General features: G+C 39.8%; 22 protein-coding genes and 1 tRNA gene. 13 read left to right on the top strand and 10 right to left on the bottom strand.

What is annotated here, in order from left to right:
* The first annotated feature begins 57 nt into the window (after positions 1-57).
* Positions 58-1,362 carry an argininosuccinate lyase gene (gene argH / locus ABMQ40_RS07560; protein WP_370898160.1) on the top strand — a complete coding sequence of 435 codons (1,305 nt, stop codon included), beginning with the start codon at positions 58-60 and terminating at the stop codon, positions 1,360-1,362.
* Positions 1,363-1,381: 19 nt separating this feature from the next.
* Here argH and ABMQ40_RS07555 read toward each other — a convergent pair whose 3' ends face one another.
* The gene (locus ABMQ40_RS07555) at positions 1,382-1,843 is read right to left on the bottom strand and encodes an Lrp/AsnC family transcriptional regulator (RefSeq protein WP_370898158.1); all 462 of its coding nucleotides are present in this window, start codon (positions 1,841-1,843) and stop codon (positions 1,382-1,384) included.
* 237 nt (positions 1,844-2,080) lie between these two features.
* Between ABMQ40_RS07555 and ABMQ40_RS07550 the strand changes: the two genes are divergently transcribed.
* The 4 genes from ABMQ40_RS07550 (at position 2,081) to ABMQ40_RS07535 (ending at position 8,017) form a co-directional block, all read left to right on the top strand.
* Entirely contained in the window at positions 2,081-2,980 is a 900-nt protein-coding gene (locus ABMQ40_RS07550; protein WP_370898156.1) for an aspartate carbamoyltransferase catalytic subunit, read from the top strand.
* A 79-nt stretch (positions 2,981-3,059) separates the two neighbouring features.
* Positions 3,060-4,133, top strand: a complete 1,074-nt coding sequence (locus tag ABMQ40_RS07545; protein WP_370898154.1) for a carbamoyl phosphate synthase small subunit — start codon at positions 3,060-3,062, stop codon at positions 4,131-4,133.
* A 154-nt stretch (positions 4,134-4,287) separates the two neighbouring features.
* Positions 4,288-7,470 carry a carbamoyl-phosphate synthase large subunit gene (carB, locus tag ABMQ40_RS07540; protein ID WP_370898152.1) on the top strand — a complete coding sequence of 1,061 codons (3,183 nt, stop codon included), beginning with the start codon at positions 4,288-4,290 and terminating at the stop codon, positions 7,468-7,470.
* Between the two features lie 103 nt (positions 7,471-7,573).
* A complete protein-coding gene (locus tag ABMQ40_RS07535) occupies positions 7,574-8,017 on the top strand; it encodes a GNAT family N-acetyltransferase (protein WP_370898150.1) in 444 nt (147 codons plus the stop codon).
* Positions 8,018-8,134: 117 nt separating this feature from the next.
* Here ABMQ40_RS07535 and ABMQ40_RS07530 read toward each other — a convergent pair whose 3' ends face one another.
* Positions 8,135-8,977 (bottom strand): hypothetical protein, encoded by an 843-nt coding sequence (locus ABMQ40_RS07530; RefSeq protein ID WP_370898148.1) that lies wholly within the window; start codon positions 8,975-8,977, stop codon positions 8,135-8,137.
* A gap of 55 nt (positions 8,978-9,032) precedes the next feature.
* On the opposite strand from ABMQ40_RS07530, the gene ABMQ40_RS07525 reads away from it, so the two are divergent.
* The 4 genes from ABMQ40_RS07525 to ABMQ40_RS07510 are packed head-to-tail and all read left to right on the top strand — an operon-like array spanning position 9,033 to position 11,096.
* Complete coding sequence (locus ABMQ40_RS07525; protein WP_370898146.1) at positions 9,033-9,563, top strand: methylated-DNA--[protein]-cysteine S-methyltransferase; 531 nt, start codon at positions 9,033-9,035, stop codon at positions 9,561-9,563.
* A gap of 27 nt (positions 9,564-9,590) precedes the next feature.
* Complete coding sequence (locus tag ABMQ40_RS07520; RefSeq protein WP_370898144.1) at positions 9,591-10,196, top strand: DUF2911 domain-containing protein; 606 nt, start codon at positions 9,591-9,593, stop codon at positions 10,194-10,196.
* Positions 10,196-10,738, top strand: coding sequence for a GNAT family N-acetyltransferase (locus ABMQ40_RS07515; RefSeq protein ID WP_370898142.1), 543 nt, complete (start codon positions 10,196-10,198; stop codon positions 10,736-10,738). The genes ABMQ40_RS07520 and ABMQ40_RS07515 overlap by 1 nt, the downstream gene beginning before the upstream one ends.
* Positions 10,725-11,096 (top strand): cupin domain-containing protein, encoded by a 372-nt coding sequence (locus ABMQ40_RS07510; RefSeq protein ID WP_370898140.1) that lies wholly within the window; start codon positions 10,725-10,727, stop codon positions 11,094-11,096. The genes ABMQ40_RS07515 and ABMQ40_RS07510 overlap by 14 nt, the downstream gene beginning before the upstream one ends.
* Before the next feature lie 82 nt (positions 11,097-11,178).
* Here ABMQ40_RS07510 and ABMQ40_RS07505 read toward each other — a convergent pair whose 3' ends face one another.
* The 3 genes from ABMQ40_RS07505 to ABMQ40_RS07495 all read right to left on the bottom strand — a co-directional run bounded on the left by ABMQ40_RS07505 (position 11,179) and on the right by ABMQ40_RS07495 (position 13,241).
* Complete coding sequence (locus ABMQ40_RS07505) at positions 11,179-11,922, bottom strand: dienelactone hydrolase family protein (protein ID WP_370898138.1); 744 nt, start codon at positions 11,920-11,922, stop codon at positions 11,179-11,181.
* Between the two features lie 209 nt (positions 11,923-12,131).
* Positions 12,132-12,746 carry an HAD family hydrolase gene (locus ABMQ40_RS07500; protein ID WP_370898136.1) on the bottom strand — a complete coding sequence of 205 codons (615 nt, stop codon included), beginning with the start codon at positions 12,744-12,746 and terminating at the stop codon, positions 12,132-12,134.
* A 63-nt stretch (positions 12,747-12,809) separates the two neighbouring features.
* Positions 12,810-13,241, bottom strand: coding sequence for a type I restriction enzyme HsdR N-terminal domain-containing protein (locus ABMQ40_RS07495; protein ID WP_370898134.1), 432 nt, complete (start codon positions 13,239-13,241; stop codon positions 12,810-12,812).
* Positions 13,242-13,248: 7 nt separating this feature from the next.
* On the opposite strand from ABMQ40_RS07495, the gene holA reads away from it, so the two are divergent.
* The 4 genes from holA (at position 13,249) to ABMQ40_RS07475 (ending at position 17,226) form a co-directional block, all read left to right on the top strand.
* Positions 13,249-14,286: a DNA polymerase III subunit delta gene (gene holA, locus ABMQ40_RS07490; RefSeq protein ID WP_370898132.1), complete on the top strand. Its 1,038-nt coding sequence runs from the start codon at positions 13,249-13,251 to the stop codon at positions 14,284-14,286.
* Between the two features lie 174 nt (positions 14,287-14,460).
* Positions 14,461-15,402 carry a thioredoxin-disulfide reductase gene (gene trxB / locus ABMQ40_RS07485; RefSeq protein ID WP_370898130.1) on the top strand — a complete coding sequence of 314 codons (942 nt, stop codon included), beginning with the start codon at positions 14,461-14,463 and terminating at the stop codon, positions 15,400-15,402.
* A 260-nt stretch (positions 15,403-15,662) separates the two neighbouring features.
* Positions 15,663-15,747: transfer RNA gene (locus ABMQ40_RS07480), tRNA-Ser, on the top strand.
* Between the two features lie 267 nt (positions 15,748-16,014).
* The gene (locus ABMQ40_RS07475) at positions 16,015-17,226 is read left to right on the top strand and encodes a site-specific integrase (protein ID WP_370898128.1); all 1,212 of its coding nucleotides are present in this window, start codon (positions 16,015-16,017) and stop codon (positions 17,224-17,226) included.
* Positions 17,227-17,546: 320 nt separating this feature from the next.
* Here the strand turns inward: ABMQ40_RS07475 and ABMQ40_RS07470 are convergent, their stop codons facing one another.
* The 5 genes from ABMQ40_RS07470 to ABMQ40_RS07450 form a co-directional block, all read right to left on the bottom strand.
* Positions 17,547-19,715: a peptidase domain-containing ABC transporter gene (locus ABMQ40_RS07470; RefSeq protein ID WP_370898126.1), complete on the bottom strand. Its 2,169-nt coding sequence runs from the start codon at positions 19,713-19,715 to the stop codon at positions 17,547-17,549.
* Positions 19,715-20,797 carry an HlyD family secretion protein gene (locus ABMQ40_RS07465; protein ID WP_370898124.1) on the bottom strand — a complete coding sequence of 361 codons (1,083 nt, stop codon included), beginning with the start codon at positions 20,795-20,797 and terminating at the stop codon, positions 19,715-19,717. The genes ABMQ40_RS07470 and ABMQ40_RS07465 overlap by 1 nt, the downstream gene beginning before the upstream one ends.
* 11 nt (positions 20,798-20,808) lie before the next feature.
* Positions 20,809-21,114: a CPBP family glutamic-type intramembrane protease gene (locus tag ABMQ40_RS07460; RefSeq protein ID WP_370898310.1), complete on the bottom strand. Its 306-nt coding sequence runs from the start codon at positions 21,112-21,114 to the stop codon at positions 20,809-20,811.
* Between the two features lie 207 nt (positions 21,115-21,321).
* A complete protein-coding gene (locus ABMQ40_RS07455) occupies positions 21,322-21,489 on the bottom strand; it encodes a hypothetical protein (RefSeq protein ID WP_370898122.1) in 168 nt (55 codons plus the stop codon).
* 173 nt (positions 21,490-21,662) lie between these two features.
* The gene (locus ABMQ40_RS07450) at positions 21,663-21,836 is read right to left on the bottom strand and encodes a hypothetical protein (protein ID WP_370898120.1); all 174 of its coding nucleotides are present in this window, start codon (positions 21,834-21,836) and stop codon (positions 21,663-21,665) included.
* Positions 21,837-21,914: the final 78 nt, after the last annotated feature.

The following is a 21,914-nucleotide window of genomic DNA, read 5'->3' as shown; positions in this document are numbered from 1 at the left end:
TTTCAATCTTCAGGTTGATCTGACCTTTTAACAATAATACCTTAATAATAAATAAGCATGAAAAAAATATGGCAGAAAGATGATCTTGCCACCAATACATTAGTAAACCGATTCACAGTAGGGAAAGACCTTGATTTTGACATACGCCTCGCCAGATATGACGTCCGGGGCTCTATGGCACACTGTAAAATGCTTGCGGAAACCGGGATTATTTCTGCGGAAGAATCGGAGCAGATGTTGTCTGTGTTGTCCGGAATCCTGAAAGATATAGAGGAAGGGACCTTTAAGATAGATAAGGAAGCAGAGGATATTCATTCCCAGGTTGAGGCTATTTTAATTCAGAACCTGGGAGATACAGGAAAAAAGATCCATACGGCCAGGTCCCGCAATGATCAGGTCTTGCTGGACATTAAGCTCTACCTGCTGGATGAGATCCGGGAGATTACGGCCTTAACAGATGGCTTTTTCGGTATTTTGATCGGTCTTGCAGAACAGCATAAAAATATTCTGCTGCCGGGATATACCCATTTGCAGATAGCAATGCCCTCATCTTTCGGGCTATGGTTCGGGGCATATGCGGAAGCTTTGCCCGATGATCTTGAAATCCTTCTTGCCGTTAAGAATATCATCAACAAAAATCCTTTAGGATCTGCGGCCGGCTATGGTTCATCATTCCCGATTGACCGGGAAAGCACGACCGGCCATCTGGGTTTTCAAGCCATGAACTATAATTCAGTATATGCCCAGATGACCCGCGGGAAATCTGAGAAGCTGCTGGCCATGGCCATGGCGGCCTTAGGCGGAACACTTGGAAAATTTGCGTATGACATCTGCTTGTATTTAAGCCAGAATTTCGATTTCATCAGCTTCCCGAAAGAATTCACAACAGGCAGCAGCATAATGCCTCATAAGAAAAATCCAGACATCTTTGAACTGGTGCGTGCACGCTGCAACCGGATCCAGGCCCTGCCCAATGAGCTTATCCTTCTTACGGGGAACCTTCCCTCAGGCTATCACAGAGATGTCCAGCTCACAAAAGAAATACTCTTTCCTGCCATTGATTCTTTAAAGGAATGCCTTGAAATTTTAAACTATACTTTACCCCATATCCGGGTGAAAGAAGGTATTCTGGAAGATGAGAAATATAAATACCTTTTCAGCGTGGAGAAAATCAATGAGGAAGTGAAAAGGGGCAGCTCATTCCGGGACGCCTATGTAAAGATCGGAAATGAAATTGAAAATAATGCGTTCGACTTTGAGATCAGAGATCTCGATCATACCCATCAGGGAAGCATAGGTAACCTTTGCCTGGATAAAATAGAATATCAGTTTAACAAGCTTAAAAACAAACTATTAGGCTGATCAGTAAGGATTAGGACCATTAATCCATATCAAGTTTGAATTTAGTGGTCTTTTTCACTTCATGTAATACGATGGAGCTGTGGTATTGCCCGATATTAGGGATATTTGAAATTACATTAACGGCAAAATTATTATAAGAGTTAATGTCTTTCGCAATAATCTTCAGCATATAGTCATATTCCCCGGAAAGACTGATGATTTCCTGCACTTCATCATATTTGCCGATGTTTTTTTCAAAAGTTTCAAGGACTTTCTGGGACTGCTCCTTGAGACGGACGTTACAATAGACTACAATATTCAGCCCAAGCTTTTCACGGTTCAGAAGGCCTACATATTTCTCAATAATGCCTTGCTTCTCCAGCTGCTTGATCCGCTCATAGGTGGGAGTAAAGGTAAGACCGATCCTTTCCGATATCTCCTTTACAGATAAAGTGGAATCTTCCTGAATAATATTGAGAATCATTTTGTCCTTGGAATCCATATGATTTGAATTTTAACAAAAATATTAAGAAAAAATGAAAATAAGGACCTATTAAATTTTTTTTAGTTTATTAAAATTTGGTTTTGCCAGTTTACGAAATTGTTGTATCTTTGCACCTAATGAATAAAAGAGTATTTATATCATTAGATTTACCGGGCGACAGCGCCCTTTACGATATTTATTGTTATTAAGCGAAGATGTGGTCTTCGCTTTTTTTATGTCAAAAATTTAGATATTATGTTTACGATAACAGAACTAAGCACGGAGAAAATCAACAGTATACTGACAGAAGCTTTGGCTTTCGCGAATGGAAAGACCGCTAAAATTGAAGGAGAGGTTTTCTGTTCAAATCTCTTTTTTGAAGACAGTACAAGAACAAAGACCAGTTTTGATATTGCCGAAAGAAAGCTCGGCCTTCAGGTAGTGCCTTTTGATGCCTCCCACAGTTCTGTAAATAAAGGTGAAACATTATATGATACGGTAAAAACCATTGAAAGCCTGGGAGTAAACCTGGTAGTGATCAGGGATAGAAAAGACAGGTATTATGAAGAGCTGAAAAACATCACGATTCCTGTTATCAACGGTGGCGACGGAACAGGAAATCACCCGTCGCAATGTATGCTGGATCTGATGACGATCTATCAGGAGTTCGGAAAGTTTGAAGGCCTGAAAGTAGGGATTGTGGGAGATGTAAAGCACAGCAGGGTTGCCAATTCAAATGCAGAGGCACTGAGAAGATTAGGAGCCAAAGTATACTTTTCGGGGCCTGAACAATGGTTTGACGAAGGAGCCCTGATCAACGGGACCTACCTGGCTTTGGATGAACTGATTGCAGAAGTGGATGTTTTAATGCTTTTAAGAATCCAGCACGAAAGACATGATGCAAAAATGAGCTTTTCAGCGTCGGAATATCACAGGAAATATGGTCTGACGAAGGAAAGGGAGAAAGCCATGAAAAAAGGAGCCATCATCATGCATCCCGCCCCGATCAACAGGGGAGTAGAGATTGATACTGATCTTGTGGAATGTGAACGGTCAAGGATTTTCAAACAAATGCAGAACGGGGTTTTCGCAAGGATGGCCATTCTGAAGGAAGCATTGGAAGAGAAAGGATTTACCTTTAAACAGGTACAATAAAGTAAAAGAATAAGACAATAATATGGAATAAAGAAGTCCCTGACTTCTGATTCTAAAAATCTAATACTAATTTTTAAAAATGAAGAAAAAATTAATACTGGAATCCGGTGAAGTGTTTCATGGAGAAGGTTTCGGAGCAGAGTTGGAAACCGCAGGAGAAGTGGTTTTCAATACCGGAATGACGGGGTATCAGGAGCTGATCTCAGATCCGTCTTACTGCGGTCAGATTGTTTGTATGACCTATCCGCTTATCGGGAATTATGGTATTAACCGTGATGATTATGAAAGTATAGAGCCGGCAATTAAAGGCCTTATCGTGAAGGAGCTTTGCGATTTCCCTTCCAATTTCCGTACTCAGCTTACTTTGGATGAATTGTTCAAAAAGAAACACCTTTCCGGAATTGCAGGAGTTGATACCAGAAGATTGACGAGAGTTATCCGTAACCGGGGAGTGGTGAAAGGAAAAATTGTGAATGCCGATGCAGATGAGCATGCAGTGGTGGCAGATCTTAAATCGACCAGTTTTCCTACCAATCAGGTAGAAACCGTTTCTACCAAAACAGCCTATGCCAATCCGGGAAGAGGCTTCAAGGTAGTATTGGTGGACTTCGGTTCCAAACTGGGGATAATCAGGGAATTATCCCAAAGAAACTGCGATATCACAGTGGTTTCTCATGATACAACAGCAGAAGAGATCTTATTGATGAATCCGGACGGGATCATGCTGTCAAACGGTCCCGGGGATCCGGAGGATAACCCTCAGGCTCTTGAGATGATCCGCGGATTGTTAGGTAAAGTTCCTATTTTCGGGATTTGTTTAGGGCACCAGTTGATCGGGTTAGCCTGCGGGGCAAAAACGTTTAAATTAAAGTTCGGACACCGGGGAGGAAACCATCCGGTCCTGGATCTGGAGAAAAACAGAGTTTCCATCACTTCCCAAAACCATGGCTATGCAGTGGATCAGGAAAGCCTTAAAGGAACAGACCTGATTGAAACACACATTGCTTTGAATGACAGGACGAATGAGGGCTTAAAACATAAGATTCACCCTTGTTTCTCGGTACAGTACCACCCGGAAGCAAGCCCCGGTCCTGAAGATGCGAACTACCTGTTCGATGAGTTTATCGCATTAATGGAAGACTTTAAGAAATAATTTAGATTTCAGATATTAGAAAACGACTGACAGTTTAATATCAATCTGAAAGAGATCCTACGAATGATCCATACATTCAAATCTAATATAAAAGTAAAACACAATGCCGGACAGTCTGATATCTGACACCTGGCATCTCATATCTAATTAGAAAATGGCAAAACGTACAGATATAAAAACAATTTTAGTAATCGGTTCAGGACCTATAATTATTGGTCAGGCGGCAGAATTTGATTACGCGGGAACGCAGGCCTGTCTGTCTTTGAAGGAAGAAGGCTATAGAGTGATCTTGATCAACTCAAACCCTGCTACGATCATGACGGATGTTGAAATCGCGGATAAAGTGTATATCGAGCCGATTTCACTTCCATTTGTAAGTCATATCATCAGAAAAGAACGTCCGGATGCGCTTCTACCAACCCTTGGAGGACAAACCGGGCTGAATATGGCGGTAGAGCTGGAAAAATCAGGAATCCTTGAAGAATGTAAGGTGGAAGTTCTGGGAACTAAACTTTCAGCCATCAACAGAGCTGAGGACAGAGATCTGTTCCGTGAGTTGATGAGAGAATTGAATGAGCCCGTTCCTGAGTCTGACATTGTGAATACAGTGGATGCGGCATTAAATTTCGCCGACAAGATCGGATATCCTGTGATTGTTCGTCCTGCTTTTACGATGGGAGGCACAGGTGGCGGGATCGCTTCCAATGAAGCGGAGCTCAAGGAAATTGCTGAACTGGGATTAAAGCATAGCCCTGTTACCCAATGTCTGATCGAAAAATCAATTGCAGGCTTCAAAGAAATCGAATACGAGGTAATGCGTGATGCGAACGACAATGCGATTGTGGTTTGTAACATGGAAAATATAGATCCGGTGGGAGTTCATACAGGGGATTCCATCGTTGTAGCTCCTTCCCAGACACTTTCGGACAGGGAATACCAGTTGCTGAGAAACGCTTCACTAAAGATCATCAGAGCTTTGGGAATCGAAGGTGGATGTAACGTACAGCTGGCTTTGGATCCGGATTCATTCAATTATTATATCATTGAGGTGAATCCTAGGGTTTCCCGGTCATCAGCTTTGGCAAGTAAGGCGACAGGTTATCCGATTGCGAAGATCGCAGCGAAAATCGCGGTAGGATTGACCCTGGATGAGATCATGAATCCGGTTACAGGAAAGACCTATGCCTGCTTCGAGCCGGCTCTGGACTATGTAGTGACCAAATTCCCGAGATTCCCGTTTGATAAATTTGAAACGGCCGACCGAAGATTATCTACCCAGATGAAAGCAACCGGTGAGGTAATGGCGATCGGAAGGAATTTCGAGGAATCCTTGCAAAAAGCCATCCGCTCACTGGAAACGGGAATAAGACATATCGGCCTGAAAACCAAGCAGGCGCAGGCCCTTACAGCAGAAGAAATAGAAAGAAGGATCAGGGTTTGCGATGATGAAAGACTGTTCATCATTGGAGATGCCCTGAGACGGGGATACGACTGGGAGCAGATCGTGGAATGGAGCAAGATTGACAAGTTTTTCATCTGGAAGCTGAAAAAGCTGATTGATTTTGAAAAAGTTATCGCAGATAATAAATTCGATAAAGAAGTATTAAGGGAAGCCAAGAAGCTAGGCTTTGCAGATTTGAATATCGCCCACCTCTGGGAGACAACACAAAGAGAAGTCTTCAATTTCAGGAAAGAAAACGGCATCATGCCGGTATACAAAATGGTAGATACCTGTGCGGCTGAATTTGAAAGTGAAACCCCATATTTCTACGGAACCTATGAAGAAGAGAACGAAAGTGTGGTTTCAGATAAAGAAAAGATCATTGTTCTGGGTTCAGGACCCATCAGGATCGGGCAGGGGGTTGAGTTTGATTATGCTACGGTACATTCGGTTTGGGCGATCAAAGAAATGGGCTATGAAGCGATCATCATCAACAACAATCCCGAAACGGTTTCCACGGATTTCTCGATCTCTGATAAGCTTTACTTTGAACCGCTTACAGAAGAAGATGTAATGAATATCATCGAACTTGAAAAACCAAAAGGAGTGGTGGTTCAGTTCGGAGGGCAGACGGCCATTAACCTGGCAGACAAGCTGGCTGCTCATGGGGTACAGATCCTTGGAACATCACTGGAAGACCTTGACAGAGCTGAAAACAGGGATAAATTTGAAAAAGCCCTTCAGGAGCTTGGAATTCCCCAGCCGAAAGGGAAAACTTCAACATCCAAAGAAGAAGCGATAAAAATTGCCAACGAAATCGGCTATCCGGTTCTTGTCCGTCCTAGCTATGTTTTGGGAGGAAGGGCAATGGAAATTGTATATACCGAAACGGAACTGGCCTATTATATGGAAAATGCCGTGGAGGCAAGCCCTGAGCATCCGGTACTGGTTGATAAATACATGGTGGGGAAAGAAGTGGAAATCGATGCCATCTGTGATGGTGAGACCACAGTGATCCCGGGGATCATGGAGCATATTGAGAGAGCGGGTGTGCATTCGGGAGATTCCATTGCAGTATATCCGCCACAGAATATTTCACAAAAAGAGATCGAAACGCTGGTTGATTACACGAAAAGACTGGCCAAAGGGCTGAATGTTGTCGGATTAATGAATATCCAATATGTTCTTTTTGAAGGAAATGTGTATGTGATTGAGGTGAACCCGCGTTCATCCAGAACCGTTCCTTTCTTATCCAAGATTACGGAGGTGCCGATGGCCAATCTGGCGACAAAAGCAATCTTAGGGCAAAAGCTGAAAGATCTGGGGTATGAAAGCGGGCTGGTACCGGAAAAAGAAGGTGTGTATGTAAAAGTTCCTGTATTCTCCTTCTCGAAATTGACGAAGGTAGATGTCTCTCTGGGCCCTGAAATGAAATCTACGGGAGAAGTAATGGGAAAAGACACTACCCTTGAAAAGGCCCTTTACAAAGGATTGGTTGCTGCTGGAAGAAAAGTCCCGATGCACGGATCCATTTTATTTACCGTGGCCGATAAACATAAAGAGGAAGCGGCAGCCCTGGCGGCAAGGTTCCATGAAGTAGGTTTCAGGATCTGGGCCACGGAAGGAACAGCCAAATTCTTCGAAGAAAAAGGGATTCCTTGTAAAATAGGATACAAGATCGGAGAGGAAGACGTGAACCTGATCGACCTTATCCAGAAAGGAAAGGTACAATACGTTGTAAATACCACTACAAAAGGAAAACAGGCTGAAAGAGACGGTTTCCAGATCCGGAGAATGAGTGTGGAAAACGGAGTTCCTTGTTTAACCTCCATGGATACGGTAGAGGCCATCCTCAAAGTGATCGAAAGCATGAGCTTCAAAATGGAGACGATGTAAGATTCTTTAAATATCTGACCCCCGTAAATAATTGCGGGGGTTTATTATATCTTTACATTGAGACCTGTTACAGATCAGAAAAAAATAATCAAACCGGAAAAATATGAAAGATATCGTTTTATACAAAGATGAGTTTTGTATCTCGACAGACAAAACAAGGCTGGACATTGATTCCATTCATGATTTTTTATCAACAAAAGCATATTGGAGCCTGAATATTCCAAGAGAAAGGGTGCAAAAAGCAATAGGGAATTCACTTTGCTTTGGGGTTTTCCATAATGAAAAGCAGATCGGTTTCGCCAGAATAATTACTGATTTTTCTACAGCTGCGTATTTGTGTGATGTTTATATTCTGGAAGATCACCGTGGAAAAGGATTATCCAAATGGCTGATGGAAGCCGTTATGGGCCACCCGGAGCTGCAGGGTTTAAGGCGTTGGATGCTGGTTACAGGAGATGCACACGGGTTATACCGTCAGTTCGGATGGGCCGATATCGCGGAACCTTCCAAATGGATGGAGCTGCATAATAAAAACGTTTATTCATGATTTAATATTTATAGATTATAAAATTTGTGCATATTATAGGTGCGGACGAAACAAGCCGGAGCTTGGAAACCGGCCGTTAAAGGATTTTAAATGCCACATTCAAACTTTTTGCAGAGTTTAGTTGATCTTATAATAAGGCTCAGTAAAATAGCGGCTTGGCTTTATATAGGCAGTCTGCCTTTCAGCATCAAAGATCCAGTTGAACCTCCTCAGCAGATCGGCACCGAAATAGCTTACCTTCTGGGTTTTAAGGTCGCCGGCAAAAAAGCCTGCGGAAACATTTTTCAGCACCAGGCCCGCCAGGTCGAAATAAGGCAGGATCCCCTGTCTGGTGATAACGCTCTGCCCTGAGGAGTTCTTTAAGACCTTTTCACCTGTAATTTCCAGCTTTTCACCTAAACCTTTTTCATCCGCAAACCGGTTGCTGTAAAGCAGTCCCCCTGAATATCCGGACTGTAAAAGTAAACGGGTTTCCTGCCGGGTGCCATTAATAATGCTGATTCCGTCGATAAACAGCTGGCCCCTGTCAGAAAATAAAGGGACTTTCCGGTAGTCCGTTACATCAGGCAGTTGGTCATAGATCACAAACTGGCTTCCATCATAATCGATCTTAAAAACTTTTCCTGTAAAAATACCGGTACCAACTTTCCCATCCGCCTCATGTCCGGTAAGCTCATTGTCGAAAAAGCGGATATTGTTCCTGATCAGCTTTCCTGCTTTTATCGTATTGTTTTCGCTGATCCCGTCTCTGAATATGATATGATCAGCTTTTCTCTGCCGTTCAGGGGAAACAGAGGCGTCTTCCATTGCGATCTGGAACATAAGGTCGAGGGAATCCCGGTCATTTACCAGGGTTTTTACAATGATGTTATTGTGTTTTGTGATCCTGAAAGGAATGATTTCCTGGGCTTTTACTACAAAACAGCAGAATAAGAGGAATATAAGACCTGGCTTAAGCATAACGACTGATTTAAGACCTAAATTTAGGAATTAAACAACTTAAATAAGGAGAAAAATGATTAATTTTAACTCAATGGAAACCGTACATCTTAAAACCATAGAAACCCCTCTCGGACCAATGTTCGCCTGTGCCGTGGATCAGGGGATCTGCCTGCTGGAATTTACTGACCGGAAAAATATGGAGAAGCAATTCAAGTCATTATCAAAAACCCTGAATGCAGAGATCACGGAACAAGAGCATCCTCATTTTGAGCAGCTGGAGAATGAGCTCAAAGAATATTTTGGAGGCAAAAGGGATAGATTTGGGGTACCCTTATTCACTACGGGAACGGAATTTCAGGAAAAAGTATGGCAGCTTTTAAGAGAAATCCCGATGGGAGAGATCAGAACTTACAGGCAACAGTCTGAGCTATTGGGAAATCCTAAAGCGATCCGTGCTGTAGGAACTGCCAACGGGATCAATAAAATTGCGATCCTGATTCCCTGTCACCGCGTGATCGGCTCAAACGGTGAGCTGGTAGGCTATGCGGGAGGGATCTGGAGAAAACAAAAATTGTTGGAATTGGAGAAGGCTATTTTGTTTTGATTTCGTATTTTTAAAAAAAATTTAAACGTGAAAAAAATACTATTTGCATTTAGCATATCAGCTTCAGCATTAAGTTTTGCACAGGATTATTCAGTGCCGGCAGCAAGTCCGCGCCAAAGGGTGGAACAGCAGTTTTCAATGTCCAAGATCACGGTAGACTATGGAAGACCGGGAGTGAAGGGGCGTAAGATCTTTGGAGAGCTGGTTCCCTACGGACAGGTTTGGAGAGCGGGGGCCAACTCATCAACAAAAATCACCTTCGGACAATCTGTAAGCTTCGGAGGAAAGATTGTACCTGCGGGTACTTACGGGCTGTTCATCGTTCCTACGGAGAAAGAATGGAAAGTGATCCTGAACAAGGATTTCCAGCAGTGGGGAGCCTATACCTATGACCCGAAGCAGGACGTCGTAGACATTACGGTGCCTGTCAATAAGCTGGCAGATAAACAGGAATGGTTTGAAATTACCCTGAACCCTATTGATGAAAATTCTGCTAACCTGGTATTGAAATGGGATTTTGCCCAGGCTGAAGTTCCCGTGAAGCCTTCAAAGCCTGATGCGGTGATTAAAATTACAGACAAGCTGAAAGAGATCAAGAAAATAGAATCAGATGCTGCTAAAACCAAAAGCTAATGAACTTTTCAATTCAACCTGTTCTGGAAAACAATGAATATCAGCTAATCCCCTTAAAGCAAGGGGATTTTGAGTCTCTATACGAAGTGGCCTCAGATCCTGAGATATGGGAACAGCACCCACATAAAAACCGCTATCAGAGGGAGGTTTTTGAAAATTTCTTTAAAGGTGCCCTGGAAAGCAAAGGCGCTTTCAAGATCGTGGAGAAATCTTCCGGTGAAGTATTGGGAAGCACCCGTTATTATGATTACAACGAAGAAGACAACAGTATCTTTATAGGATACACCTTCTATGGTAAAAAATCCTGGGGCAAAGGTATTAATCCGCAGGTCAAAAAGCTGATGCTCGATTATATCTTCCGGTTTACCGATAAAGTGTACTTCCATGTCGGGAAGCAGAATTACCGCTCACAGATCGCCATGGAGAGGCTTGGCGGACAAAAGATCGCGGAAGAAGAGGTGGCTTATTTCGGGGAACCCTCCAGGACCAATGTTGTTTATGAAATCCAAAAAGAAAACTGGCATACAAATGAAAAAATTTAAAATTCAACAGTCTCCCTTCGTAGTTCCTACTACAGACGGAAAGCTAATAGAAGAACATTGGGGAAACTCCACAGGCAATTCCAACGTTTCCATTGCCCATATGGTGGCTCCTCCGGATTGGAGTGAGCCCTATCAGACCCCTGATTTTGATGAATTTACCCTGATCATTTCCGGGAAGAAACAATTGGAAATAGACGGTGAGACGGTAATTCTGGAAAAAGGACAGAGCATCCTGGTAGAAAAAGGGGCAAGAGTGCGCTACAGCAACCCGTTCCCGGAGCCCTGCGAATATGTATCCGTTTGCCTGCCTGCCTTTTCTTTAGAGCTGGTGCATAGGGAAGAGGAAGGAGTAGACTGAGACAGTCCGGCAATATAAACAGATTATAATAGGTTAATGCATTCAGCAATAGAATAAGCTGCTACATTAACCCATTATCAGATCATTTCAAAATTTCTTTCAGGAACATCAGCGTATGGTTCCAGGCCCTTTTGGCCATCACTTCATTATAATCCTGTGATTTAGGGTCTGTGAAGGTATGCCTGGAGTGGGCATATGTAATAATCTGCCAGTCGGCATTCCCTTCATTCATTTCTTTGATGAGGTTATCATAATCCTGTTGGGTAACACTTTTATCATCAGCAGGGTTTTCAATTAAAATCTTAGCGGAAAGCGGGCCGTTTTTCCGGGTCTGGTCTTTCGCCAGACTCCCGTGAATGGAAACTACACCAGCCACAGGCAAATTGCCTCTCGCTGCTTCCAAAGCTCCTGTTCCACCGAAACAATATCCGATCACGGCAATTTTATCCGGGATCGCACCACTTTTCTTAAGCTGGTCCAATGCCGCAGAGATACGTTTCTGATAAGCTTCATAATTCTGTTTGTAGTATCCTGAAGCTTTGGCTGCTGAGGTATTGTCTGCGGGGATATTGCCTTCCCCGTAAATATCGGCGATGAAAGCGATATAACCCTGTTTTTCAAGTTCCAGGGCAGAATTTTTTGCTTCATCATCTATTCCTTTCCAGGCCGGAAGGATCAGAACTCCCGGCAGCTTTTTCCCCACATTGGAAGTTACCATCCCATTGAGCTTCTGCGGACCGTCCTGGTATGAAACGGAAGAAAGCTTTTGACTGAAAATTGTTCCTGAGGTCATTAGAAATGCTGTTAATAAAATTGAACGTATCATATTTTGTAATTTAGTTTATAAAAGTATCGTCCCGGATCGGAAGCGTAATGAGATCAGACCCTATCTTAAGCCTGAACTGATAAAGGACGATCAATGGTCTCCTGTTTTCTAAGCCAATCTCATCATATTGAGGTAGGGCAGGGTACAAAAATCCTCATCTAAATTAATAAAATAACTTATAATGAGGAATAGCGGAATTATAATAATCTTTATTCCAGCCTGATGCCCAGGCCGATCAGTTCTTCTTCCAGATCGGTTTCCGGTTTTACATGAACGGTATTGAAGCCTAATGACCGTGCCATTTCGATATTCCTGTAATTGTCATCAATGAATACGGACTCCTGTGCCCGGAGATCATATCTTTCTAACAGCACCTGCCAGATTCTTGGATCGGGCTTGATCAGCTTTTCGGTCCCGGAAACCACAATTTTTCCGTTAAAAAGCTGAAAGAAATCATAATTTTCAAGCGCATACGGAAAAGTCTCTTCCGACCAGTTGGTTAACCCGAAAAGCTCATAAGAAGTGTTGCCCAGTTTTCTCAGTACCTCCACATTGTGGGGAATATCGCTTTTGAGCATAACGGTCCAGTTATCGTAATAGGCTCTGATCTCCTTTTCCCATTCCGGAAATTTCCTGACCTGAATTTCCGTGCCTTCCGAAAGGCTTCTTCCCCGGTCCTGCTCCTCATTCCATTCTGTCTGGGCGATATGAGTAAGGAAATATTCCATTCTTTCATCATCATTAAAATAATCTTTGAAGAAATACCTCGGGTTCCAATCCATTAAAACGCCTCCGAAATCGAAGATGATGTTTTTAATTTCCATATAAATTAGTTGTTATTTAAAAAATGTGTTCAATAATGTTAAAGATAAGGCAGTTTGCAGAATTTACCCATTTCTGTAAAACTGGTACTGCTCATTTTCATAAAAAGCGCTGATGTGCTGCAAACCGTTCGTAAGGACGATTTCCCTTGCCCCGATGATGGAATTATACCTTGCAGTCTGCTCAAAAGTTTTTTCGGTAAGCTTCACATGCGGGGCTTTGCATTCTACCAGAATCTTCGGCAGGGTTTTCTCCGTGATCAGAAGGTCGACCCGCTTGGTGAGGCCGTTCAAAAGGATTTTCTTTTCAGTGACGATAGCCGAGGCAGAGTAGCACTTTACCGTAAGATAATAATGTATCCAATGCTGGCGTACCCATTCTTCAGGAGTGAGCAAAAGATAAGTTTTACGGACCAAGTCATAAATAAAAAACTTATCTTTGTCTTTCTTGAATTTAAAATCAAAAGTTTCCTGAAAATTCAGTTTTGGAAGTTCCATTAGTAAGATGAAAGAATTAGATTTAATCCTCAAAAATATTAAAAATAAAGAAGTTTTACCTATTTATTTTTTCCACGGAGATGAACCTTATTTTATTGATGTTGCGGTAAAAGCCCTGGAACACGACTTTTTGGAGGAAGATGAAAAAGCTTTCAACCAGACCGTAGTGTACGGAAAAGACACTTCTTATCAGGAGATCCTTTCCCTGGCCCGGCAGTTTCCCATGATGGGGGACAAGCAGGTGATCATTGTAAAGGAGGCTCAGGACCTGAAGCTGAACGAGGAAGAAAGCAGGATTCTTGAGGCCTACGTGGAAAATCCCGTTCCGTCTACCGTGCTGGTTTTTGCCCATAAGCATAAGAAACTGGACAGCCGTAAAAAGGTAGCTAAGGCTCTGGATAAGGCTAAGGCACTTTTCCTGAGTGAATCCGTAAAAGAAAATAACCTTCCGAAATGGATCGCTGATGAATGTGTCAGGCTAAATATAAAAACAGCTCCGAATATCTCTCATCTTCTTGCGGAGTATCTCGGAAACGATCTTTCAAGGATTGCCAATGAGCTGAACAAGCTGAAGATTATTCTTAAGGAAGGTGAGATCTTAGACGGCTCCATTATAGAAAACCATATCGGGATCAGCAAGGAATACAATGTTTTTGAACTTCAGAAGGCTTTGGGGACCAAAAATGCCAATGCCGCATTCAAAATTGCCTACTTCATGGGCAAAAATCCTAAAAACAACCCTTTTGTCATGATGCTGGCGAGCCTGTACAATTATTTCTCCAATGTCATTATCTATCAGACCATGGCAGGGCAGCCGCCACAGGTTATTGCCTCACAGATGGGCATCAACCCTTATTTTATTAAAGATTATGCAGAAAGCGCAAGGCTTTATCCGCTGAAGCACGCCACGAGGGTGATTTCTATTTTAAGGGAATTTGATATGAAAGGGAAAGGCCTTGGTGCCGTAAACATGACGGAAGCAGAGCTGATCAGGGAGCTGGTGTACAAGATCATTAATGTGGATAAGATCAGGATGAAAATGTAATAATCAGGAATTATAAGTTATTGAGTTGAGGCAGGATTTGGATTTCAACTTTAAGAATACAACATTGACAATTGATATATTTGTTATTGACAACTATCATTAAAATAACTTTAATAAAACATTAAAAATTACGAAATTAGCGGACTTTAATTTAAATCTTTTGAAAAAGTAATTATGGAGCAAAATATTTTAGATTGTGTAATCATAGGATCCGGGCCTTCCGGCTTTACGGCTGCCATCTATGCGGCAAGAGCAGACCTGAAACCTGAGCTGTACACAGGGCTGGAGCCGGGCGGACAATTGACAACAACAACGGAAGTAGATAACTTTCCCGGGTATCCGGCAGGGATCACGGGTCCGGAAATGATGATGGACCTGCAAAAGCAGGCAGAAAGGTTTGATACCAAAGTCCATTATGAAATGATTACCAAAGTTGAGCTTTCCAAAGAAGTTGGAGGAATCCATAAGCTGTATGCCGGTAACAAGGAGATCCTGACCAGAACGGTTATAATCTCTACGGGGGCTACTGCCAAATATTTAGGGCTGGAGGTGGAGAAGAAATATGCCGGAGGCGGTGTTTCGGCGTGTGCTACCTGTGACGGCTTCTTTTACAAAGGTAAGGACGTGGTAGTGGTAGGTGCAGGTGATACGGCGGCCGAAGAAGCTACATATCTAGCCAAGCTTTGCCGTAAGGTTACCATGCTGGTGAGAAGAGATGTTTTCAGAGCTTCAAAAGCGATGATCCACAGAGTGGAAAATACTCCGAATATCGAAGTAAGATTTCACCATGAGCTGATCGGTATAGAAGGAGAGAATAACCTGGTTGAAAAAGCCATCGTTATTAACAATCAGACCCAGGAAACCTCCGTTATTGAAGTAGACGGAATCTTTATTGCCATCGGCCATAAACCGAACACCGATATCTTTGCAGGACAGGTAGACCTTGACGAAAACGGATACATCATCACCGAAAAGGGTTCTTCGAGAACCAATCTTCCGGGAGTTTTTGCAGCAGGTGATGTTCAGGACCATATCTACAGACAGGCGATTACAGCGGCAGGAAGCGGATGTATGGCGGCCATGGATGCTGAAAAATATCTGGCAGAATTACATTAATGTTAAGCCGATAAATTAAATACGATATGAGAACTGCTTCAGAGAGGCAGTTTTTTTATGGCTAAGAATAGTGAAACCATATATACCGACCGAGGCAAGCCGGATCCGGATAAAAATATAGGAATCATATCCGGAAAATAATTTGTCTGATTCTTAGTCTTTTATTAAGCAATGTTAAAATTTCTTCATAAAATGTTTGGCAGAAAATAAAAAACATTCTATATTTGCACCACTGAAAACGACGGTATAGTCGGAGTTCAGGAGAGATGGCAGAGTGGTCGAATGCGGCGGTCTTGAAAACCGTTGACTGTAACAGGTCCGGGGGTTCGAATCCCTCTCTCTCCGCAACTATTCAGACAAAATAGTACAAAATGCTGTAAAATAGATGTTTTACAGCATTTTTTGTTTTATGTCGGTTCAAAAAAGAGCTAAATAATCACAATCTGAAAGTGACCTATTCAGTGACCTGGTAAAAAGGGAAGTTAAGAGGTCACTAGAAAGTTGGGAAATAGCCTGTTCATTGGCTTGTTCAGAAATTGAACATCTTGTGGCAGGTTTATGATCAGATTAACTTGGAATTATTAAAACCGATATTATGAACAAGACATTAATTTGCTTTTTTATATCAAAAAAGCTAAAATCAATGCTCAGGGAGAGGCGCCCATCTATATGAGAATTACTATTGACGGTAAAATTTCAGAGATTAGTACAAAACGTACCGTGCAGCCTTCCAAATGGAATTCCCAGGCTCAAAGTGTAAAGGGATCTTCAGAAGAATCCAAATCCCTCAACTTTTACCTTAAAACATTTGAGCAGAAAGTTTATGATACGTATTACGAGTTGATACGGGAAAAAGAGATAATTAGTTGTGAAGTTCTTAAAAACAAGCTCTTGGGAAGAGATCAGAAGAATCGAATGCTGATTCCTATTTTTCAGGATCATAATGACAGGATAGAAAAATTAGTCGGAAAAGAGTTTGCAAAGGGGACTTTAACCCGTTATAAAACCTGTCTGAGCCATACTAAAGAGTTTATACGTTGGAAATATAAAGTTTCGGATATTGATATCAGGAAAATTGATTATGCGTTTCTTAATGATTTTGAATTGTTCCTAAGAACAGAAAGATTATGCAATAACAATTCAGCGGTAAAATATATCAGGAATTTCGGAAAGGTAATCAAGATTTGTATTGCCAATGGTTGGATTCAGAAAGATCCGTTTGTAAACTATCACTCTAAAATTAAGGAAGTAACAAGGGTTTTTCTTAATGAATCCGAGATGTCAGCTATTTCTTCTAAAAATTTCAACAATGAAAGGTTATCAGTGGTGAGGGATATTTTTTTGTTCAGCTGCTTTACCGGGTTAGCTTATATTGATACCAAAAAATTAACTGCTCAGAATATAGGTATAGGGCTTGACGGAAGTAAATGGATTTATACGAATCGCGAAAAAACGAAAACAACTTCAAATATACCTTTACCTGCCCAAGCCGAAAGCATTATAGAAAAATATAAAAATCATCCGGCTTGTATACATGGTGGCAAGTTGCTTCCTGTTCTCAGCAATCAGAAAATGAATGCCTATATGAAGGAAATCGCTGATTTATGCGGTATTAAGAAAGAATTGACCTATCATATAGCACGTCATACCTTTGCCACCACGGTTACCTTATCAAATGGAGTTTCCATTGAGAGTGTAAGTAAAATGCTTGGCCACAAAAATATGAGGACAACCCAGCACTATGCTAAAATTTTAGACAGCAAAGTGAATGAAGATATGATTTCCTTAAAACAAAAATTTCGTAATAGGTTGGTTTATATATAATTATATTAGATAACGAGACTCGATGTAAATTAATAAAGGGCGAAAGATATTATGCCATTTTATACTGTACAACACATACAACTTAAATCAGAAATATGACAAAAATAGATACTAAGCCGATATAATAACAAATTACTGCTGTCATTATTGACAGCATTTTTTTTAGCATGAGTTCGATATAAGAAAGGAGCTATTTTTTCGGAGGGTTCCGAACTGTCTCTTTAAATCTCTTTATTTATCAACCTTTTTAAAAGATGAGGCTTCTGCTACTCACCGAATTGCTCACTTTGAAAATGTAGGTTTTTGATTCGTTTTGTATGTCAAATATAATAACTTAATCGAGTACTTTGTTTTTCCCACATAGATTTATAAATAGAATCTTTATTTAGAAGTTCGTTGTGGTTTCCTTTTTCAATAATCTGCCCGTCCTTCATTACCAAAATAGTATTTGCATTAGCGATAGTGCTCAATCGGTGAGCAATAACAATCATAGTTTTTCCTTGATTTCTGAACTCCTGTAATGTGTTTTGAATAACCATTTCGGATTCTGTATCCAAAGAAGAAGTGGCTTCATCTAAAATTAATATTTCCGGATTTTTATATAAAGCCCTGGCAATGGCAATTCTCTGCTTTTGACCACCGGAAAGCAAAGCTCCGTTTTCACCTAAATAAGTCTGAAAACCATTGGGTAACTTTTCAACAAAACTTAATATCCCCAGTCTTTTTGTAATATCTAAAATCCTTTGTATATCCGGAAACTCTTCTCCTAAAGCAATATTTTCAATCACATTTCCTGAAAATAAATCTATCTGCTGTGGAACTACAGACACTAAATTTCTTAAAGAATAGTTGGAAATATAATTGATGTCATAATCTCCAATCATAATTTTTCCTGCCTTAAGCGGATATAAATTTTGAACTAATGAAGCTAGAGTGGTTTTACCACTGCCACTTTCTCCAACAATAGCCGTTGTTTCTCCTTTTTTTATCAGACAATTGAAGTTTGTAAATACTTCGGTTCTGCTGCCATAGCTGAAACTTACCTCCTTAAACTCAATATCTCCAATATTTTCTTTTGTTAATTCTAATTTATCTGTATTTTCCTCACGCTCCAGATCCATGATTTCAAAAAGTCGGTCGGCGGCTATCAAAGCATTCTGAATAGTTTTGTTCATTCCAATTAGTTGGGATACCGGGCTTGTAAAATATCCGATCAAAGCATAAAAAGACAGTAATTCTCCGGGAGTGATCACTCTGTCAATCACATACCCTGAACCTGCCCAAAGCAACACAATCGTAAATATTCTGGATAAAAACTCTGACGAATTTCCTGAAAATAAGGCATTCATCACCGAAGCATAAATGGTTTTTAATAATTTTGAAAATGCATTATCCGTTTTATTATTAGCAAAAGTTTCTACCCCAAATTGTTTAATGGTTTTTACAGAAGTGATGGATTCTACCAAATGAGATTCCAATTCGGCACTTTCTTCCATTAATTGTCGTTCTGCTTTTTTATTCAATTTATTGGTGATCCAGTAGACTAAAAAATAAAATGGAATGACCAATGCTGTAATCAGAGCCAGTTTCCAATAATAGGTAAACATTAAGACAAATGAAAAAATAATGATAAAAATATTGACAAAAATCTGTATGGAAACATCATTGATAAACGTTCTTATTTTGACGGCATCATTCACTCTTGAAATAATTTCCCCGACTTTCATGGTATCGAAAAAACGCTGCGGAAGTTTCAGCAAATGTTTATAATAACCGAGAATGAGGTGCTTATCCATTTTTTGCCCGGTTTGTAAGACCAAAACACTTTTCATGGCTCCAATAAAAATTTGAAACAATAATATGACAATCATTCCCACAGAAAGTAGGTTTAAAAGCCTTTTATTTCCGTCTATCAGAACATAATCTGTGATTTTCTCAATGTAAATAGAGGTTGATAATCCTAAAATAGTATATACCAAAGCTCCCAATAAAGCTTGGATTAAAATACTTTTGTGTGGCTGAACTAAGTTCCAGAACCTTTTATAAAGACTTGTTTTTTCATCTCTCTGTTCAAAATATTCATTAGGTTCTAAAAGTATTAAAACTCCGGTCCAGGTTTTTGAAAAGTCCTCTATTTTATAATCTTCCAGTTTTCCTCTTGCGGGATCCATTACTGTAACCTTATCCTTTGCCACTTTGTAAATGACCACATAATGATGCATTTGCCCGTTAACAATAACATGGGCGATAGTCGGCACTGGAAGTTCCGGTAAAGCATCAATGCCGCCTTTTACGCCTTTAGCATTAAAGCCCATCTGTTCCAAACCTTGTATTAAGCCTAAAACATTGGTTCCCCTTGTATCAGTATGGCAGATCTGCCTGATCTTAGCAATCGGCATTTTTAATCCGTAATGAATAGCTACGGAAGCAAGACAAGCAGCACCACAATCTTTAATATCATGCTGTTTTATCAATATATTTTTTTTCATCATTTCAATTTTGGATTAAACCAATCATCTACACGGTCAAATAATAATTGCCATAATGTGCGGTCAATTAAATGGAAACGTGCTGTGAAAGTCATTCCTTTATCAACTTGTCCTTTGTAGCCGTTTTTCAATTGTAAATAATTTTTATCCATTTGGCAGATAACTCTAAAGAAAGCTTCTCCAGTTTGTTCATTAATTTTAATATTCTGATCGATTTCAGAAACCTTGCCTTCCAATAATCCCCATTGGTTGTAATTATAAGTGTCGATTTGGTATTTTACATTTTGACCTTTATGGATAAAACCTATGTCTTTTGGTGAAACCAAACATTCAGCAACTAATGAAACTTCCGGAGAAATTTCTCCTATGTCTTGCCCTTGTGTCAGAAAATTATTTTTCTGTATTCCGGAGAAATTAACCAGTCTTCCAGAAGTGGGAGCTGTAATAATGTAATTTTTTTGTTCCTGATTAATACGTTGCACTTCTGAACCTAAAGAACGGATTTGTCGTTCTACTTCTCTTTTCTGCGTTTGCCATTGAGCAATTTGTTGTTCTCTTATTCCGGCAATCTGATTTTTAAGTCCTTGAAGATTGTAGAAAAATTTATCATATTCTGCTTTGGGGATTACTCCCTGGTTATAAAGGGTAGCTGCCCTGTCAAAATCTTTTTGAGCTAAAGACAATTGTGTTTGTACCTGAGCAGTTTTTTCCTGCATAGCAGATAACTCTCTTTGGTATTGCCCGGTATGTAAGCCTGAAGTTTGTCCTCTTGTCAGTTTATTTAAGTCCTGCAATTGTGCTGAATAATCTGAACTTTGGCTGTTTTGTAAATTCTTTTGAGTATCCAGTTGCTCTGCTGTTACGATGAGCAAAGTATCACCTTGTTTTATTCCCTGATTATTTCTTTCTAGTTTACTATAAATAATTCTCCCTGTAACAATAGCAGAAATTTTAGTGTTCTCCTGAACAGATCGTATCACACCTCTTGAAGAAGAGGAAATGGGAACGGAAATGATCGGTAAAGTGCATATGAAGGCAACTATAAGAATTAAAATTCCTATATAAATTGATTTTTTGAACATTGGAAATTAAATTAGTTTACAAATAGAAACCCATATAAATTATAGAGTGAATGTAGAAGAACTGTTAATATAAATGCTATAAGTTCATTTTTAAGTTTAAATACTTTGACGTATAAATAGTTAAGAGCAAGACTGCTGAAAAAAACCATTACTACATAATTCCAATGGAACCAATGGAGTTGTGAAAAAATGAAACTCATAATAAAAATATTTAAATTATCATTTTTAATTTTAATCACTCTTAAAAATTTATATAATAAGAGTTGACAGAAAATAGTTTCCATAACTGGAGCAAATACAACAGAGATAAAAAACATTTCGTTTTTGGAAAAGTCATCATATTTTTTATTCTCAAAATGAATAAAATTGTCATTTATAAAATTGAAAAAATATCCATTTAATATTGCGTAAAGTAAAGAAAAAAAAAATATTTTGAATATTTTTTTGTCTTGTGATAAAAACATATTTCACCATTATAAGTATTTAAGGCTAATTCAGTAAAGAAATAGCCTTATTTATATTAGTTAGAATCCAACGTGGCTAGCTGAACTTGCACCCGCTACTTGCGTTTGATACCATTTGACTGCACCTCCTACGGCATACATAACCCAATACCATCCAGATTCCCCACCAGAAATATTTCTCGTTTGAGCTTCATTTAGCTCAATGAATTTTCTATCGTTTAAATTCATTTTTCTTTATTTTAATTGATTAATTAGAAATTTAATAATTGAAGGAGAATATTTCATGATAGAAACTGTTAATATGAAAATAAGTAAAAATATCATAACCTTTTTTTTAGTAATATTACTGTTGTTTCCTTTTAACATCTCCTTTATTTTAATAGTTTATAAATAATTTAATATTAATGTCTTGGCTTTACACCATTATAGCCATCACTGAAACCTTCTCTGATATCTCCAACGTTTTCCCAAGCTGACCATGCAAGACCAACTAAAACTGGGATAATCCAACCTCCTTCAGTTTCTTTTAACTCTTGAGCATCAAGCTCCGCTACATTTAAATTTTTTAAATTCATTTTAATAAGATTTTAAATTTAGTAAATAACCCGAGTTCGGGATAAGAATAAGAAATAAATTTGTGATAAAAAGTAATA

The organism is Chryseobacterium gossypii, assembly GCF_041361455.1.
Lineage (GTDB): Bacteria > Bacteroidota > Bacteroidia > Flavobacteriales > Weeksellaceae > Chryseobacterium > Chryseobacterium gossypii.
This window is presented reverse-complemented; position numbering and strand designations above follow the sequence as displayed.